Annotated in this window: 16 protein-coding genes; 5 read left to right on the top strand and 11 right to left on the bottom strand. The window is 72.9% G+C overall.

All coding sequences use genetic code 11. From position 1 onward, the window contains the following. Positions 1-16: 16 nt before the first annotated feature. The 5 genes from ligA to ACIGAN_RS12780 are packed head-to-tail and all read right to left on the bottom strand — an operon-like array spanning position 17 to position 5,341. Positions 17-2,212 (bottom strand): NAD-dependent DNA ligase LigA, encoded by a 2,196-nt coding sequence (gene ligA / locus ACIGAN_RS12800; protein WP_399857124.1) that lies wholly within the window; start codon positions 2,210-2,212, stop codon positions 17-19. A gap of 15 nt (positions 2,213-2,227) precedes the next feature. After that, positions 2,228-3,235 (bottom strand): methionine synthase, encoded by a 1,008-nt coding sequence (locus ACIGAN_RS12795; RefSeq protein WP_365735801.1) that lies wholly within the window; start codon positions 3,233-3,235, stop codon positions 2,228-2,230. Between the two features lie 50 nt (positions 3,236-3,285). Continuing rightward, positions 3,286-3,975 (bottom strand): SDR family oxidoreductase, encoded by a 690-nt coding sequence (locus ACIGAN_RS12790; RefSeq protein WP_365096503.1) that lies wholly within the window; start codon positions 3,973-3,975, stop codon positions 3,286-3,288. Positions 3,976-4,001: 26 nt separating this feature from the next. After that, a complete protein-coding gene (locus ACIGAN_RS12785; RefSeq protein ID WP_399857122.1) occupies positions 4,002-4,541 on the bottom strand; it encodes an LOG family protein in 540 nt (179 codons plus the stop codon). Then, on the bottom strand, positions 4,538-5,341 hold the full coding sequence (locus ACIGAN_RS12780) for a class I SAM-dependent DNA methyltransferase (RefSeq protein WP_365735805.1): 804 nt from the start codon (positions 5,339-5,341) through the stop codon (positions 4,538-4,540). Before ACIGAN_RS12780 ends, ACIGAN_RS12785 begins: the two co-directional genes overlap by 4 nt. Positions 5,342-5,421: 80 nt before the next feature. Between ACIGAN_RS12780 and ACIGAN_RS12775 the strand changes: the two genes are divergently transcribed. Together ACIGAN_RS12775 and ACIGAN_RS12770 are read left to right on the top strand one after the other, a co-directional pair. Then, positions 5,422-5,745, top strand: a complete 324-nt coding sequence (locus ACIGAN_RS12775) for a DUF427 domain-containing protein (RefSeq protein WP_399857120.1) — start codon at positions 5,422-5,424, stop codon at positions 5,743-5,745. Between the two features lie 61 nt (positions 5,746-5,806). Beyond that, the gene (locus ACIGAN_RS12770) at positions 5,807-6,589 is read left to right on the top strand and encodes an alpha/beta fold hydrolase (RefSeq protein WP_365735809.1); all 783 of its coding nucleotides are present in this window, start codon (positions 5,807-5,809) and stop codon (positions 6,587-6,589) included. A 61-nt stretch (positions 6,590-6,650) separates the two neighbouring features. Here ACIGAN_RS12770 and mnmA read toward each other — a convergent pair whose 3' ends face one another. Next, complete coding sequence (mnmA, locus tag ACIGAN_RS12765; RefSeq protein WP_399857118.1) at positions 6,651-7,781, bottom strand: tRNA 2-thiouridine(34) synthase MnmA; 1,131 nt, start codon at positions 7,779-7,781, stop codon at positions 6,651-6,653. Positions 7,782-7,841: 60 nt separating this feature from the next. Between mnmA and ACIGAN_RS12760 the strand changes: the two genes are divergently transcribed. Further along, positions 7,842-8,507 carry an N-acetylmuramoyl-L-alanine amidase gene (locus ACIGAN_RS12760; RefSeq protein ID WP_399857116.1) on the top strand — a complete coding sequence of 222 codons (666 nt, stop codon included), beginning with the start codon at positions 7,842-7,844 and terminating at the stop codon, positions 8,505-8,507. A gap of 93 nt (positions 8,508-8,600) precedes the next feature. On the opposite strand, the gene ACIGAN_RS12755 is transcribed toward ACIGAN_RS12760, so the two are convergent. From ACIGAN_RS12755 to ACIGAN_RS12745, 3 genes are all read right to left on the bottom strand, one after another. After that, entirely contained in the window at positions 8,601-9,770 is a 1,170-nt protein-coding gene (locus ACIGAN_RS12755; RefSeq protein WP_365735814.1) for a cysteine desulfurase family protein, read from the bottom strand. Between the two features lie 140 nt (positions 9,771-9,910). Next, on the bottom strand, positions 9,911-10,177 hold the full coding sequence (locus ACIGAN_RS12750) for a DUF4190 domain-containing protein (protein WP_365735815.1): 267 nt from the start codon (positions 10,175-10,177) through the stop codon (positions 9,911-9,913). A gap of 33 nt (positions 10,178-10,210) precedes the next feature. Then, positions 10,211-10,375: a hypothetical protein gene (locus ACIGAN_RS12745; protein ID WP_365096529.1), complete on the bottom strand. Its 165-nt coding sequence runs from the start codon at positions 10,373-10,375 to the stop codon at positions 10,211-10,213. Between the two features lie 117 nt (positions 10,376-10,492). Between ACIGAN_RS12745 and ACIGAN_RS12740 the strand changes: the two genes are divergently transcribed. Beyond that, a complete protein-coding gene (locus tag ACIGAN_RS12740; RefSeq protein WP_399857113.1) occupies positions 10,493-11,131 on the top strand; it encodes a TetR family transcriptional regulator in 639 nt (212 codons plus the stop codon). Positions 11,132-11,294: 163 nt separating this feature from the next. Here ACIGAN_RS12740 and ACIGAN_RS12735 read toward each other — a convergent pair whose 3' ends face one another. After that, positions 11,295-12,155: a thioesterase family protein gene (locus ACIGAN_RS12735; protein WP_399857111.1), complete on the bottom strand. Its 861-nt coding sequence runs from the start codon at positions 12,153-12,155 to the stop codon at positions 11,295-11,297. 143 nt (positions 12,156-12,298) lie between these two features. On the opposite strand from ACIGAN_RS12735, the gene ACIGAN_RS12730 reads away from it, so the two are divergent. Continuing rightward, positions 12,299-13,534 (top strand): alpha/beta hydrolase, encoded by a 1,236-nt coding sequence (locus tag ACIGAN_RS12730; RefSeq protein WP_399857109.1) that lies wholly within the window; start codon positions 12,299-12,301, stop codon positions 13,532-13,534. Here the strand turns inward: ACIGAN_RS12730 and ACIGAN_RS12725 are convergent. Then, positions 13,425-14,099, bottom strand: a complete 675-nt coding sequence (locus tag ACIGAN_RS12725; protein WP_094056288.1) for a trimeric intracellular cation channel family protein — start codon at positions 14,097-14,099, stop codon at positions 13,425-13,427. The two genes, ACIGAN_RS12730 and ACIGAN_RS12725, sit on opposite strands and share 110 nt — an antisense overlap. Positions 14,100-14,126 lie beyond the last annotated feature (27 nt).

Genomic DNA, 14,126 nt, shown 5'->3' with positions numbered 1-14,126 from the left:
GGGTGGCCTTCAACCGCTACTCCTCGGACGAAAGGGCGACTTCGGCCGCCGCTTCGGGCCCCTGTTCCAGCAGGACCCCGAAGCCGTCCTCGTTCAGAACCGGAACCTTCAGCTGCATCGCCTTGTCGTACTTCGATCCGGGGCTGTCCCCGACGACGACGAACGACGTCTTCTTCGAAACGGAGCCGGTCACCTTCGCCCCGCGGCTCTGCAGGGCCTCCTTGGCGCCGTCCCGCGTGAAGTGTTCGAGGGTGCCCGTCACGACGACCGTGAGGCCTTCGAGCGGGCGCGGCCCCTCGTCCTCGCCGGTGCTCTCCGCCTCCATGCGGACGCCCGCGGCCTTCCACTTGCGGATGATGTCGCGGTGCCAGTCCTCGGCGAACCACTGCTTGAGGGAGGCGGCGATGATCGGCCCGACGCCCTCGGTGCCCGCCAGCTCCTCCTCCGTGGCCTGCTCGATCCGCTCGATCGAGCGGAACTCGCGGGCCAGGGCCTCGGCCGCGACCGGCCCGACGTGACGGATCGACAGGCTGGTGAGGATACGGGCCAGGGGGCGCTCCTTGGCCGCGGCGATGTTCTCCAGCATGGCGAGCGCGTTCTTGCGGGGCTCGCCCTGCTGGTTGGCGAAAACCGTCGCGACCTTCTCCTCGCCGGTCTTCGGGTCGCGCTTGGGCAGGCCGCTGTCCTGGTCGAGGACGTACGCCTTGATGGGCAGCAGCTGTTCGACGGTGAGGTCGAACAGGTCGCCCTCGTCCGCCAGCGGCGGGGTCTGCGGCTCCAGCGGGGCCGTGAGGGCGGCCGCGGCGACATAGCCGAAGTGCTCGATGTCCAGCGCCTTGCGCCCGGCGAGGTAGAACAGGCGCTCGCGCAACTGAGCCGGGCACGTACGGGCGTTGGGGCAGCGCAGGTCGACGTCGCCCTCCTTCATCGGCCGCAGCGGCGTGCCGCACTCGGGGCACTCGCTCGGCATGACGAACTCGCGCTCGCTGCCGTCGCGCAGGTCGGCGACGGGGCCGAGGATCTCCGGGATGACGTCACCGGCCTTGCGCAGCACCACCGTGTCCCCGATGAGGACGCCCTTGGCCTTGACCACGTCCTGGTTGTGCAGCGTGGCGAACTCGACCTCGGAGCCGGCGACCGTGACCGGCTCGACCTGGGCGTACGGGGTGACCCGGCCCGTACGGCCCACGCCCACGCGGATGTTCACGAGCTTGGTGTTGACCTCCTCCGGGGCGTACTTGTACGCGATGGCCCAGCGCGGGGCGCGCGAGGTGGAGCCGAGGCGGCCCTGGAGGGGGATCTCGTCGAGCTTGACGACCGCCCCGTCGATCTCGTGCTCCACGGAGTGGCGGTTCTCGCCGAAGTGGGCGATGAACTCCCGCACGCCGTCCAGGCCGTCGACCACCCTGTTGTGCCGGGAGGTGGGCAGCCCCCAGGTCTTGAGCAGGTCGTAGGCCTGGGAGAGGCGGGTCAGGCCGGTGAAGCCCTCCAGGGCGCCGATGCCGTGGACCACCATGTGCAGGGGGCGGGTGGCGGTGACACGGGGGTCCTTCTGGCGCAGGGAACCGGCGGCCGCGTTGCGCGGGTTGGCGAAGGGCTTGTCGCCGGCCTCCACCAGCCGGGCGTTGAGCTCCTGGAACTTCTCCATCGGGAAGTAGACCTCGCCGCGGATCTCCACCAGGTCGGGGACGGCGTCGCCCTTGAGGCGGTCGGGGATCTCCGCGATCGTGCGCACGTTCGGTGTGATGTCCTCGCCGGTGCGGCCGTCGCCGCGGGTCGCCGCGCGCGTGAGGCGGCCGCGCTCGTAGGTGAGGTTCACGGCGAGGCCGTCGACCTTCAGCTCGCACAGGAAGTGGTAGTCCTGCTCGCCCAGTTCACGGGCGATGCGTTCGAACCAGGCGGCGAGGTCGTCGTCGTTGAACGTGTTGTCCAGCGAGAGCATGCGCTCGCGGTGGGCGACCGCCGTGAACTCCGTCTCGTAGGACCCGGAGACCTTCTGGGTCGGTGAGTCCGGCGTGCGCAGCTCCGGGTGCTCCTCCTCCAGCGCCTCCAGGGACCGCAGCAACTGGTCGAACTCCGCGTCGCTGACGACCGGAGCGTCCTTCACGTAGTAGCGGAAGCGGTGCTCCTCGATCTGCTCCGCGAGGCGCGCGTGCTTCTCCCGTGCCTCGGCGGGCACCGTCGTCGTCTCCGCTTGCTTGTCGCCGGCCACCGTGTCGTCCTCCCGTTACTCTGGGTTGTCCGCGAGGGATCTCGCCGCCCTGACACAGTGGGCGAGAGCCTGGCGCGCGTACCCCGGGGAGACCCCCGCGAGTCCGCACGCCGGGGTGAGCGTGACCGCCTCCGCGAGAAGCCCCGGAGACAGCCCCAGCCTGCGCCACAGCGTCCTGACACCCATGACGCTACCGGCAGGGTCTGACAATGGGCCCTCCGCGGACGGGACGACACCGGCGAAGAGGCGGGTGCCGCCCTCCACCGCCTCACCGATCGCCTCGTCGTCACGCTCGGTGAGCAGGGAGAAGTCGAACGAGACGGCCGCCGCCCCCGCCCGCCGCAGCAGGGCGAACGGGACGTCCGGGGCGCAGGAGTGGACGACGACCGGGCCGTCGGGATGCGTTCCGACCAGGTCGCGCAGCGTCTGCTCGGCGATCTGCCGGTCGACGGCCCGGTGGGTGCGGTAACCGCTGGCGGTCTTCACCCGGCCGCGCAGCACGGCGGTGAGGGACGGCTCGTCGAGCTGGAGCACGAGCTGCGCGCCCGGGACGCGCCGCCGCACCTCGGCGAGGTGCTGGCGCAGTCCCTCGGCGAGGGAGGCGGCCAGGTCGCGGCAGGCACCGGCGTCGGACAGGGCCGCCTCGCCGTTGCGCAGCTCCAGGCCGGCGGCGAGGGTCCAGGGGCCGACGGCCTGGACCTTCAGCGGCCCCTGATACTCCTGCGTGAACTCCTCCAGCGCGTCGAGGTCCTCGCCGAGCCAGGAGCGGGCCCGCCTGGTGTCCCGCCCGGGCCGGTCGCCGAGCCGCCAGCCGCTGGGCTCCACGCGCGCGTACAGCTCGACGAGCATCCCGGCGGTCCGGCCGATCATGTCCGCGCCCGGGCCCCGGGCGGGCAGTTCGGGCAGGAAGGGGAAGTCCTCGAAGGATCCGGTGGCGGTCCTGGCGGCCTCCCGGGCGTCACCTCCGGGCAGGGAGCCGACACCGGTGGCCGCACCGAACCTGAACTGGCTGTTTTCGCTCACCGCAACAGCCTAGTGAACCGGCCGCCGGGGTCAGGCGCCCGGCCGCACCGTCAGGCGCCCGGCCGCACCGTCAGGTCGTTGACCTCGGCGTCGCGCGGCAGGTCCAGGGCCATCAGGATCGTCGTGGCCACCGACTCGGGGTCGATCCACTGCGAGGCGTCGTACTCCTTGCCCTCCTGCTGGTGGACCTTGGCCTGCATGGGGGAGGCCGTGCGGCCGGGGTAGACCGAGGTGACCCGTACCCCGTTGCCGTGCTCCTCGTGGCGCAGCGCGTCGGCGAGGGCCTTCAGGCCGTGCTTGGAGGCGGCGTAGGCGGACCAGTCGGCGTGGGCGTTGAGGCCGGCGCCGGAGTTGACGAAGAGCACGTGGCCGCGGGCGGCGCGCAGCTGGGGCAGGAAGTGGCGGGTCAGCTCGGCGGGGGCGACGAGGTTGACGTTGAGCTGGTGGCGCCAGGTCTTCGGGGTGAGCTCGCCGACCGGGCCGAGGTCGACGACCCCGGCGATGTGCAGCAGCGAGTCCACCCGGTCGGGCAGGGACTGGTGGGAGAAGGCCCAGGAGAGCTTGTCGGGATCCGCCAGGTCGCCGACCAGGGTCCTGGCGCCGGGGAAGCCGGCCGCCAGCTCCTTGGCGCGGGCGGCGTCGCGCGCGTGCAGCACGAGGTCGTCCCCGCGCGCGTGCAGACGGCGGGCCACGGCCGCGCCGATGCCGGATCCGGCCCCGGTGATCACATGAGTAGCCATGCCCGCCATGCTCGCATCAGGGCCGTTCAGGCGATGCCCCGGCTCTCCTCCAGGTAGGCCAGCGCCCCGACCGGCTCCTCCGCGAAGAACACCAGGTCCGCCAGCGGGCGGGGCAGGAAGCCCTCGTCCTCCATGCGGCGGAACTGCTCCTTGAGGCCGTCGTAGAAGCCCGCGGTGTTGAGCAGGACCACCGGCTTGTCGGTGTGCCCGTGCTTCTTCAGTTCCAGGATCTCCGTCGCCTCGTCGAGCGTGCCCGTGCCGCCGACCATGACGACCACCGCGTCGGCCTTCTCCAGCAGGAGCCGCTTGCGCTCGGCGAGGTCCTCGGCGATGACCATCTCGTCGACGCCCGGGCGGGCCTTGGCGGCGAGGAACCGCACGGAGACACCGGCGAGCCGGCCGCCCGCCTCCTGCACGCCGTCGGCGACGACCTTCATCAGGCCGACGTCGGAGCCGCCCCACACGAGGGTGTGGCCGCCCTTGCCGAGCAGTTCGGCGAACTCCCGCGCGGGGCGGGTGTAGCGCTCGTCGAGGTCGGCGGCGGAGAGGAAGACACAGATGTTCATGGACCCACCGTACGGGCCCGGTCGGGGGCCGCGGTGAGGCGCATTTTGGACTGGCGGTGCGGCAGCCGCTCCCAGTCGTCCATGAACCGGGCGGCCAGGCCGTGCCGCGCGGCGAGGTCGGTCAGGGTCCGCGTCCGGTAGTAGAAGTCCTCGTGCAGCACCTGGTGCTCCTCGCCCTCGGTGCGATCGAAGGTGAAGTCGAAGAACCCGCCGGGCGCGAGGATCCGCCCCACGTGCGCGAAGCACTCCTCGATGACGGGCAGCGGCGAGTGCGAGAAGACGCTGTGCGCGTGCACGACGTCGAAATGCGCGTCGGGCAGGAAGTCGAAGGTCAGGTCGTCGGCGAGGGCGAGGTACGGCAGCTTGGCCTGGAGCTTGTCGGCGACGAGGGTGTCCTGGGCGGCGAGCAGGATGTGCGGCGAGATGTCGATGCCGTAGTAGTGGCCGGTGTCGAGGTGGTCGATGAACAGCCGGCCGGCCCGCAGGTTGCCGCAGCCGATGTCCAGCATGCGGTGGTGCGGCCGCAGACCGTGTCCCAGCAGGTACTCGAACTGCATGCGCCCGATCCGCGTCCACGCCTCGCGCGAGGGGCTGTGCCCCACCGCCGCCTCCGCGCTGCGCGCCGCGTCCGAGGCCATCACGGCCCGGTAGTAGGCGATGTGGTCGCGGTGGCGCAGCCGCAGCAGGGCGTCCCGCAGGAGCCGCCGGGCGTGCGCGGGCACCCGTTCCGGGTGGCGCAGGGCGTACCGGAGCTGGTGGACCAGGCTGCTGCGGTTCCTGGCCGGTTCCGTGGCGCGCATCGGGGCCTCCTGCGGCGGGGGAAGAACTCGGCTTCAGACTGCGCTGTATCGCAGGAGCCGGCTACCCGAGGAGGGCGATCGTGACGACAGGGCACCGCATCACCGTCGAACGGAGCGAGCGGCACGTGCGCGTGGTGCGCGACGGGCAGGTCCTCGCGGAGAGCGACCGGTCGCTGCTGCTGCGCGAGACGGGCTGTCCCGACCGGTACTACATCCCGCCGGAGGACGTGCGCCTCGACCTGCTGACCCCGTCCGGCACGCGGACGTACTGCCCCTTCAAGGGCACCGCGTCCTACTGGTCGCTGCCGGGGGCGGCCGACCTCGTCTGGGCGTATCCGGACCCCAAGCCGGACGTCGCCGGGATCAAGGACCACCTGTGCTTCTACGACGTGGACGTCACGTGATCGGCTGACGCACGGCCCGCCTCACCCAGGAACACCGTGCCGTGCGGCAGTCTCGACAGGCATGGACAAGAAGACGTTTTCGCGCGACGGCACCCGCATCGCCTACGAGAGCACCGGCCGGGGCCCCGCGGTCGTCCTGGTGAGCGGCGCGATGTCGACGGGCGGCACGCTGGCGCCCCTGGCCGTGTCGCTGTCGGAGCGCTTCCAGGCCGTCGTCTACGACCGCAGGGGCCGCGGTGCCAGCGGCGACACCGCGCCCTACGCGGTGGAGCGGGAGATCGAGGACCTGGCGGCGGTGATCGAGGCGGTGGGCGGCGAGGCGTTGCTGTACGGCATCTCCTCCGGTGGCGCGCTCGCCCTGGAGGCGGCGGCGAGCGGGCTGCCGGTGCGGCGCGTGGCCGTGTACGAGACGCCGTTCGCGATGTCGGAGGAGGGCGCGAAGGAGCGCGCGGAGTACACCCGGGAGCTGACGGAGGCGCTCGGCGAGGGGCGGCGCGGGGACGCGGTGGAGCTGTTCCTGCGGCTGACCGGCCTGGCCGAGAGCGTGATCCGCAGCGCCCGTCAGTCCCCCATGTGGGCGGGCATGGAGACGCTCGCCCCGAGCCTCGCCTACGACGACGCCGTCATGGGGGACGGCCGGGTCCCCCGGGAGCGGCTGGCCTCGGTCGGTGTGCCGGCCCTGGCGGTGGCGGGCGACGCGAGCCCGGCCTGGCTGCGCGAGGCGGCCCGGGCCATCGCGGACTGCGTCCCGGACGGGTCGTACCGCACGCTGCAGGGGCAGACGCACATGGTGGAGCCGAACGTGCTGGCGCCGGTGCTGACGGAGTTCTTCAGCCGGGGCTGAGCGGCCCGTGTACGGCTCCACGCGCGCGTGGAGCCGCTTTCGGGCGGGGGCGGGGCCGGGGTCAGGCGACGCCCGCCGTCGCCCGCACGGTCGACGCGATCGTCGCCGAGCCCACCACGCGCGTGCCGTCGTACAGGACGATCGCCTGGCCGGGGGCGACGCCGCGGACCGGCTCGGCGAAGGAGACCTCCAGGGAGCCGTCGACGACCTCGGCGGTCACCTCGGTCTCGCCGCCGTGGGCGCGCAGCTGGGCCGTGTACGTGCCGGGGCCGGTGGGGGCCGCGCCGCACCAGCGCGGCCTGATCGCGGTCAGGGCGGTGACGTCCAGCGCGGCGGCGGGGCCGACGGTGACCGTGTTGGTGACCGGGGAGATGTCGAGCACGTAGCGCGGCTTGCCGTCGGGGGCCGGGGTGCCGATGCGCAGGCCCTTGCGCTGGCCGATGGTGAAGCCGTACGCGCCCTCGTGCGTGCCGAGCTTCGCGCCGGACTCGTCGACGATGTCGCCCTCGGCCTTGCCCAGGCGCTGCGCCAGGAAGCCCTGGGTGTCGCCGTCGGCGATGAAGCAGATGTCGTGGGAGTCGGGCTTCTTGGCGACCGCCAGGCCCCGGCGCTCGGCCTCGGCGCGGATCTCGTCCTTGGTGGTGACCGTGTCGCCGAGCGGGAACAGCGCGTGGGCGAGCTGCCGGTCGTCGAGCACGCCGAGGACGTACGACTGGTCCTTGGCCAGGTCGGAGGCGCGGTGCAGTTCGCGGGTGCCGTCCTCGCGGACGATCACCTTGGCGTAGTGGCCCGTGCAGACCGCGTCGAAGCCGAGCGCGAGGGCCTTGTCGAGCAGCGCGGCGAACTTGATCTTCTCGTTGCAGCGCAGGCAGGGGTTGGGCGTGCGGCCGGCCTCGTACTCGGCGACGAAGTCCTCCACGACGTCCTCGCGGAAGCGGTCGGCGAGGTCCCACACGTAGAACGGGATGCCGATGACGTCGGCGGCGCGGCGGGCGTCGCGTGAGTCCTCGATGGTGCAGCAGCCCCGCGCGCCCGTGCGGAAGGACTGCGGGTTGGCGGAGAGCGCGAGGTGGACGCCGGTCACGTCGTGGCCCGCCTCGGCCGCGCGGGCGGCGGCGACGGCGGAGTCGACGCCGCCGGACATGGCGGCCAGGACGCGGAGGGGGCGGGGGCGCTGCGGGGTGTCAGTCATAACCCCTCCAGGGTAAGGGGGCGCGGGAACCAGGACCGGCGGGTATCCGTTGACGATCACATGGGAGAGCGGAAGGCATCGAGGGACGGCGACCGGAAGGTCGGGCGCCGCGCGTTGCTGATCGGCGGTGCGGCGGCCGCGGCGGGCACGGCCGTGCTGGCCCGGGACGAGCTGGCGCGGCTGTGGTGGCGCACCCCGGGCGTGGAGAAGCCGCGCACGGAGGGCGAGGTCGACTTCGCGGGGGCGCGCTGGGTGGCGGCCTCGGAGGCGAACTGGCGGCGTGCGGACCGGCCCGACGACTTCGGCATAGACATGGTGATCGTCCATGTCACGCAGGGCAGCTTCGACAGCGCGGTGAAGGCCTTCCGGGACCCGGGGCACCAGGCGGCCACGCACTACATCGTCCGCCAGGACGGGCACGTGACGCAGATGATCCGCGAGCTGGACGTGGCGTACCACGCGGGCAACCGCGACTACAACGAGCGCAGTGTGGGCATCGAGCACGAGGGCTTCGTGGACCGCCCGCAGGACCTCACGGACGAGATGTACGAGGCCTCGGCGCGGCTGACCGCCCGGATATGCGCGCGGTACGGCATCCCCGTGGACCGCGAGCACATCATCGGCCACGTGGAGGTCCCGGGCACGGACCACACGGACCCGGGGCCGCACTGGGACTGGGACAAGTACCTGCGGCTGGTGCGCCGGGCCCGTACGACGCCCGCCTGACCGGCCCCCGCCGGCCGGTCTCCCCGCCCGGGCCCGGCCCCCGGCAGGGGCGCACGCGGACCGCCGCGCGCCCGGGTGCGTACGCGCCGGGCGTTACGTCAGCCCCGCCGCCCGGGCCCGTTCCACGGCCGGGCCGATGGCCTTGGCCAGGGCCTCGATGTCGGCCTCGGTGGAGGTGTGGCCGAGGGAGAAGCGCAGGGTGCCGCGGGCCAGGTCGGGGTCGGTACCGGTGGCGAGGAGGACGTGGCTGGGCTGGGCGACGCCGGCGGTGCACGCGGAGCCGGTGGAGCACTCGATGCCCTGGGCGTCGAGCAGGAGCAGCAGGGAGTCGCCCTCGCAGCCGGGGAAGGTGAAGTGCGCGTTGGCCGGAAGGCGCCCCCCGGGATCCGGGTCGCCGCCGAGGATCGCGTCGGGCACGGCCGAGCGGACGGCGGCCACCAGGGCGTCGCGCAGGGCGCCGATCTCCCGGGCGAACCACTCGCGCTGCTCGGCGGCCAGCCGCCCGGCGACGGCGAAGGAGGCGATGGCGGGCACGTCCAGGGTGCCGGAGCGCACGTGCCGCTCCTGGCCGCCGCCGTGCAGGACGGGCACGGGGGTGTACTCGCGGCCGAGGAGCAGCGCGCCGATGCCGTAGGGGCCGCCGATCTTGTGGCCGGAGACGGTCATCGCGGCGAGGCCGGATGCGCTGAAGTCCACGGGGACCTGGCCGAAGGCCTGAACCGCGTCCGAATGCAGCGGAACCCCGAACTCGGCGGCGACGTCGGCCAGTTCACGGATCGGCAGGATCGTCCCGATCTCGTTGTTCGCCCACATGACGGTGGCGAGGGCCACGTCGCCGGGGTTGCGGGCGATGGCCTCGCGCAGGGTGTCCGGGTGGACCCGGCCGTGGGCGTCGACCGGCAGGTACTCGATGGTGGCGCCCTCGTGTTCGCCGAGCCAGTGCACGGCGTCGAGGACCGCGTGGTGCTCGACGGGGCTGGCGAGGACGCGGGTGCGGGCCGGGTCGGCGTCGCGGCGTGACCAGTACAGGCCCTTGACGGCGAGGTTGTCGGCCTCCGTGCCGCCCGAGGTGAAGACGACCTCGCTGGGGCGTGCGCCGAGGGCTTCGGCGAGGGTCTCGCGGGCCTCCTCGACGGTGCGGCGGGCCTGCCGGCCGGATGCGTGGAGGGAGGACGCGTTGCCGGTGGCACCCAGCTGGGCGGTGAACGCCTCAACCGCCTCCGGGAGCATCGGGGTGGTCGCGGCGTGGTCGAGGTAAGCCATGGTGAGCCCGATTCTACGGCTCCCCTCGGGCGGACCCGGGATCAAGGCCGGCCGAAGGCGAACGGCCGGACGGCGCTGCGGCGGCCCGTCGTCCCCGGGCCCGGCCGCGGCTCACCGGCGCGTGGTCGGCCGACGGCGGCTCACAAGCTCCAGGAGAGCGTGCTGTCGGACTGCACGAAGGCGGCCAGGACCAGCAGGTCGGCGACGCCCAGGCCCAGACCGAGCAGGGCGCGGCCGCGGCGCTCGGTGCCGCGCCACAGGGCGACGCTCGCCAGCACGATGGCGATCGGGCCGAGGAAGACGTTGAGGACCAGCAGGCCGAGCAGGCCGAGGACGAAGGACGCGACGGCCATGCCGTCGGTGTCGCGGATGCCGGTGCGGCGCGAGGCCGGAGCGGTGAGCTGCATGGTGATCGACTCCCGGGTCGGAAGGTGCGGTGGTCAGTGGGCCTGCGGATGGCGGCGGCGGTTGCGCTCGCGCAGCGCGAAGACGCCGAGCCAGACGGCGATGACGGCGCCGGTGACGAGGGAGAAGCCGAGCGGCGCGTGGGCCACGGTGCCCAGCATGAACCCCAGCAGCAGGAGTGCGGCGACGATGAACAGCATGGGAAACAGCCCCCAGAAGTTCTGGTGAACGGTTGTAGTTACAGTTGTTCACTGACTTCCCAGTCTAGCGGCTCTCATGACTTTTCAATTCCAGAGAACAGTTGTTAACTGCATGGTATGAGTCACACCCTCGGCATCCGGCAGGCCCAGAAGCAGAAGACCCGGCAGGCACTCCTGGACGCGGCCCTGGGGCTGCTGGAGGAGCAGAGCCTGAGCAGCCTCGGGCTGCGCGAGGTCACCCGCGCCGTCGGTGTCGCCCCGACCGCCTTCTACCGCCACTTCCGCTCCACGGCGGACCTGGGCGTGGCCCTGGTCGAGGAGGCGCTGGGCAGCCTTCACCCGATGATCCGGACGACGGTGTCCGGCACGGGTGACCAGGAGGAACGCATCGCGCGCGCCATCGAGTTGATCGCCCGTCACGTCGACGGGTACCCCGCACACGTCCGCTTCATCGCACGGGAACGGCACGGCGGAGTCCAGCCGGTGCGGGAGGCCATACGGGACCAACTGTCCCGGTTCGCCGGGGAGGTCAGGGACGAGCTGGCCAAGGACCCGGTGTCGCGGGGCTGGAGCGAGGACGACCTGCTGATGCTGGCGCACCTGTACGTCGACCAGATGCTGATCACGGCGTCGCTCTTCCTGGAGGCGCTGGAAGGGCCGCCGGAGGCACGCGAGGAGCGGCGGCGGGAGGTCGCCCGGGTGGCGACCCGTCAGCTGCGGCTGATCGGCCTCGGGCGTCACCACTGGCTGGACTGAGCCGTACCCCACGACACCCGAGGGGCGGTGCGCTCATGCCCGAGCGCACCGCCCCTGACGTCTTCCGGCCCCACCGCGCACCGGCGGGACCCCTCCGCGCGGGCCGCCCCGCGACCGACCCGTCGCAGCCGAGCCGGTCAGCCGAGCCGGTCAGCCGAGCCGCTCAGCCGAGCCGGACGCGGGCCAGCTGGCGGGACTGGACCACCAGCCGGTCCGCGCTGTCCCACACCTCCGCGTCCTCCTCCAGGAAGCCGCCGGCGAGGTTGCGCGTGGTGATCGACACGCGCAGCGGGCCCGGCGCCGGACGGCACCGCACGTGCACGGTCAGCTCGACGGTCGGCACCCAGCCCTTCAGGCCGAGTTCGAAGGCGGTCGGCGGCAGCGCGTCCACCGCGAGCAGCAGGGAGAGCGGGTCGGGGTCGCGGCCGTCCTTGAGGCCGAACCAGGCCCGCATCTCGCCCTTGCCGGAGGGCCGGCCGAGGGCCCAGCCCAGCGTCGACGGGTCGAGCCTGAGCATCAGCCGGTCGGTGATGGCCGAGCTGCCCTCCACCGGAGCCGGCCCGTCCTCGGGGCCGAAGCAGTGCTCCATCGGCGGAATCGCGGGCGGCCGGGCCGTGGTGCGGACGTCGTCAGGCAGGGCGTCCAGGTCGCCGTAGGAGGCGAGGACGCGGATGCGTTCGACCTCGCGGCCCTCGTCGTCGTACTGGAACAGCGAGGCCTGGCCGGTGGACAGGGTGCGGCCGGTGCGGACGACGTCCGTGCGGACGACCGCCGGGCCGGGCTGGGACGCGGTCAGGTAGTGCGCCGAGATCGTGAACGGGTCGGCGTGCGGCAGGGCGTCCGCGAGCGCCCGGCCGAGGACGGCCAGCAGGTAGCCGCCGTTGACGGCGCTGATGATCGTCCAGCCGGCGGAGAGGTCGATGTCGTAGACGCCGGGCGCGCGGCGGGTGAGCGCGGTGTCGCGGTCGAACTCGCTGTCGCCGATCGTGGCCCGGACGGCCGGTGCGGAGGCTGTTTCAGGCATGGCTGAACAGTACAAGAAGTGACTACTAAGCGGTAGCTTTGCTGTCCGTCCGGCGCGCGGACCGGGTGAGACATGGGCAACTTCTTGGTAAGTGCCCGACTCGTCCGGTCAACCCCGCGGCCGGTTGCGCCCTCTGTAGGGGCATGAGCCTCACCGGGACCCCGTTCCTCAGCGCGCTGATCGTGCTCTCCGTCGTGGCCCTCGCGCTGCCGCTGACCCTCTGGTCACGGGTCCGCGGCCCCCGCCTCCTGCGGGCGGCGGCCCGGACGCTGATGCTCCTGTTCGCCCAGGGGACGGCCGTGGCACTGGTCTTCACCCTGGTCAACAACGCCAACGGCCTCTACGACGACTGGGCCGACCTGCTCGGCACCGGTGACCACGTGGAACGGGCGCCGGACCTGGGCGCCGACGGCACCGGCGGTATCGCCCTGCGGCGGCTGCCCCCGGTCCGGCAGAGCTTCGAACCCGCCGCCGGACCGGGGATGCGCGCGGCCGGCGGAGTGCGGGTCACCCGGCTCGAGGGACGGGTGTCCGGCGTGAACGCCGAGGTGTACGTCTGGCTCCCGCCCCAGTACGACGACCCCGCCTACCGGCACCACCGGTTCCCCGTCGTGGAGCTGCTGCCCGGCTACCCCGGCTCGGCCAAGGCCTGGTTCGGCCCGCTGCACGCGCACGAGCAGCTGGAGCCCTTGATGCGCGACGGCCGCATCGCCCCCTTCATCCTGGTCGCGCCCCGCACCAACCTGCTGGCCGGAGTGGACACCGGCTGCGCCAACGTGCCGGGCACGGTCAACGCCGACAGCTGGCTGAGTCTCGACGTGCCGAGAATGGTCATGGACAACTTCCGCGCCCGGCCCGCCCCCGAGGGCTGGTCCGTCGCCGGCTACTCGGCCGGGGCGCACTGCGCGGCCAAGCTCGCCGTCGCCCACCCCGACCGCTACCGGGCCGCCGTGAGCCTGTCCGGCTACAACGACCCCATCGGCGAGCGCGACTCGCTCGCCGCGCGGACCCCCGCGCTGCGCGACGCGAACAACCCCCGCCTGCTGCTGCGCCGGGCCCCCGTCCCGCCGCGGATCGCGCTCTACCTCTCCGGCCAGCCGCAGGACGGCTACGAGGCGGGCGTGGCCCTGGAGCGGATCGCGAAGGCCCCGACCACCGTGCACGTGGTGTACATCCCGAAGAGCGCCGGCGGGCACACCATGGCGCTGTGGCGGCCGCAGATCGTGCCGGCCTTCGCCTGGCTGACGCAGCAGACGGGCTCCTGGCCCGTCACGGCAGGACGGGCTGCTCCTCCTCGCTCACCGTCGACCGCCGGTGCCAGGCCCGCGGAGCTCGCCAGTGGAACCGCATCGCCAGCAGGCGCAGCACGAAGGCCGTGATCACCGCGAGGGCGCTGGTGAACGGGTTCAGGGCGTCGTAGCGGATGCACAGGGCGACCAGGGCGGAGCCGACGATCGCCGGGACCGCGTACAGGTCGCGGTCCCAGCGCAGCAGGGAGGGCACCTCGTTGGCGAGGACGTCCCGCAGCACACCGCCGCCGACCGCGGTGGTCAGGCCCAGGCCGGCCGAGGCGGTCAGGCCGAGCCCGTACTCGTACGCCTTGATCGTGCCGGCGACGCAGAATAGGCCGAGGCCGGCCGCGTCGAAGACGTTCACGGCGACCTGGATGCGTTCCACCTGCGGGTGCAGGAAGAACACCAGGAGCGTGGCGAGCAGCGGGGTGAGGAAGTACCCCAGGTCCGTGAACGCGGCGGGCGGCACGGCCCCGATGACCAGGTCGCGGAAGAGCCCGCCGCCCAGCGCGGTCACCTCGGCGAGGACGGCCATGCCGAACACGTCGAAGTTCTTGCGCACGGCCAGCAGGGCGCCGGAGATCGCGAAGACGAAGATGCCGATCAGGTCGAGCGTGTGCTGGACGGACGGACTGAACAGTTGCTGGAGCACCCGTGCATTTTCCCCCACGGGTGAGCC

The sequence above is a fragment of the Streptomyces sp. NPDC085931 genome, assembly GCF_044540565.1.
In the GTDB taxonomy this organism is placed as follows: Bacteria; Actinomycetota; Actinomycetes; order Streptomycetales; family Streptomycetaceae; genus Streptomyces.
Note: the sequence above shows the minus strand (reverse complement) of the source record. Positions and strands in the feature narration are given on the sequence as shown.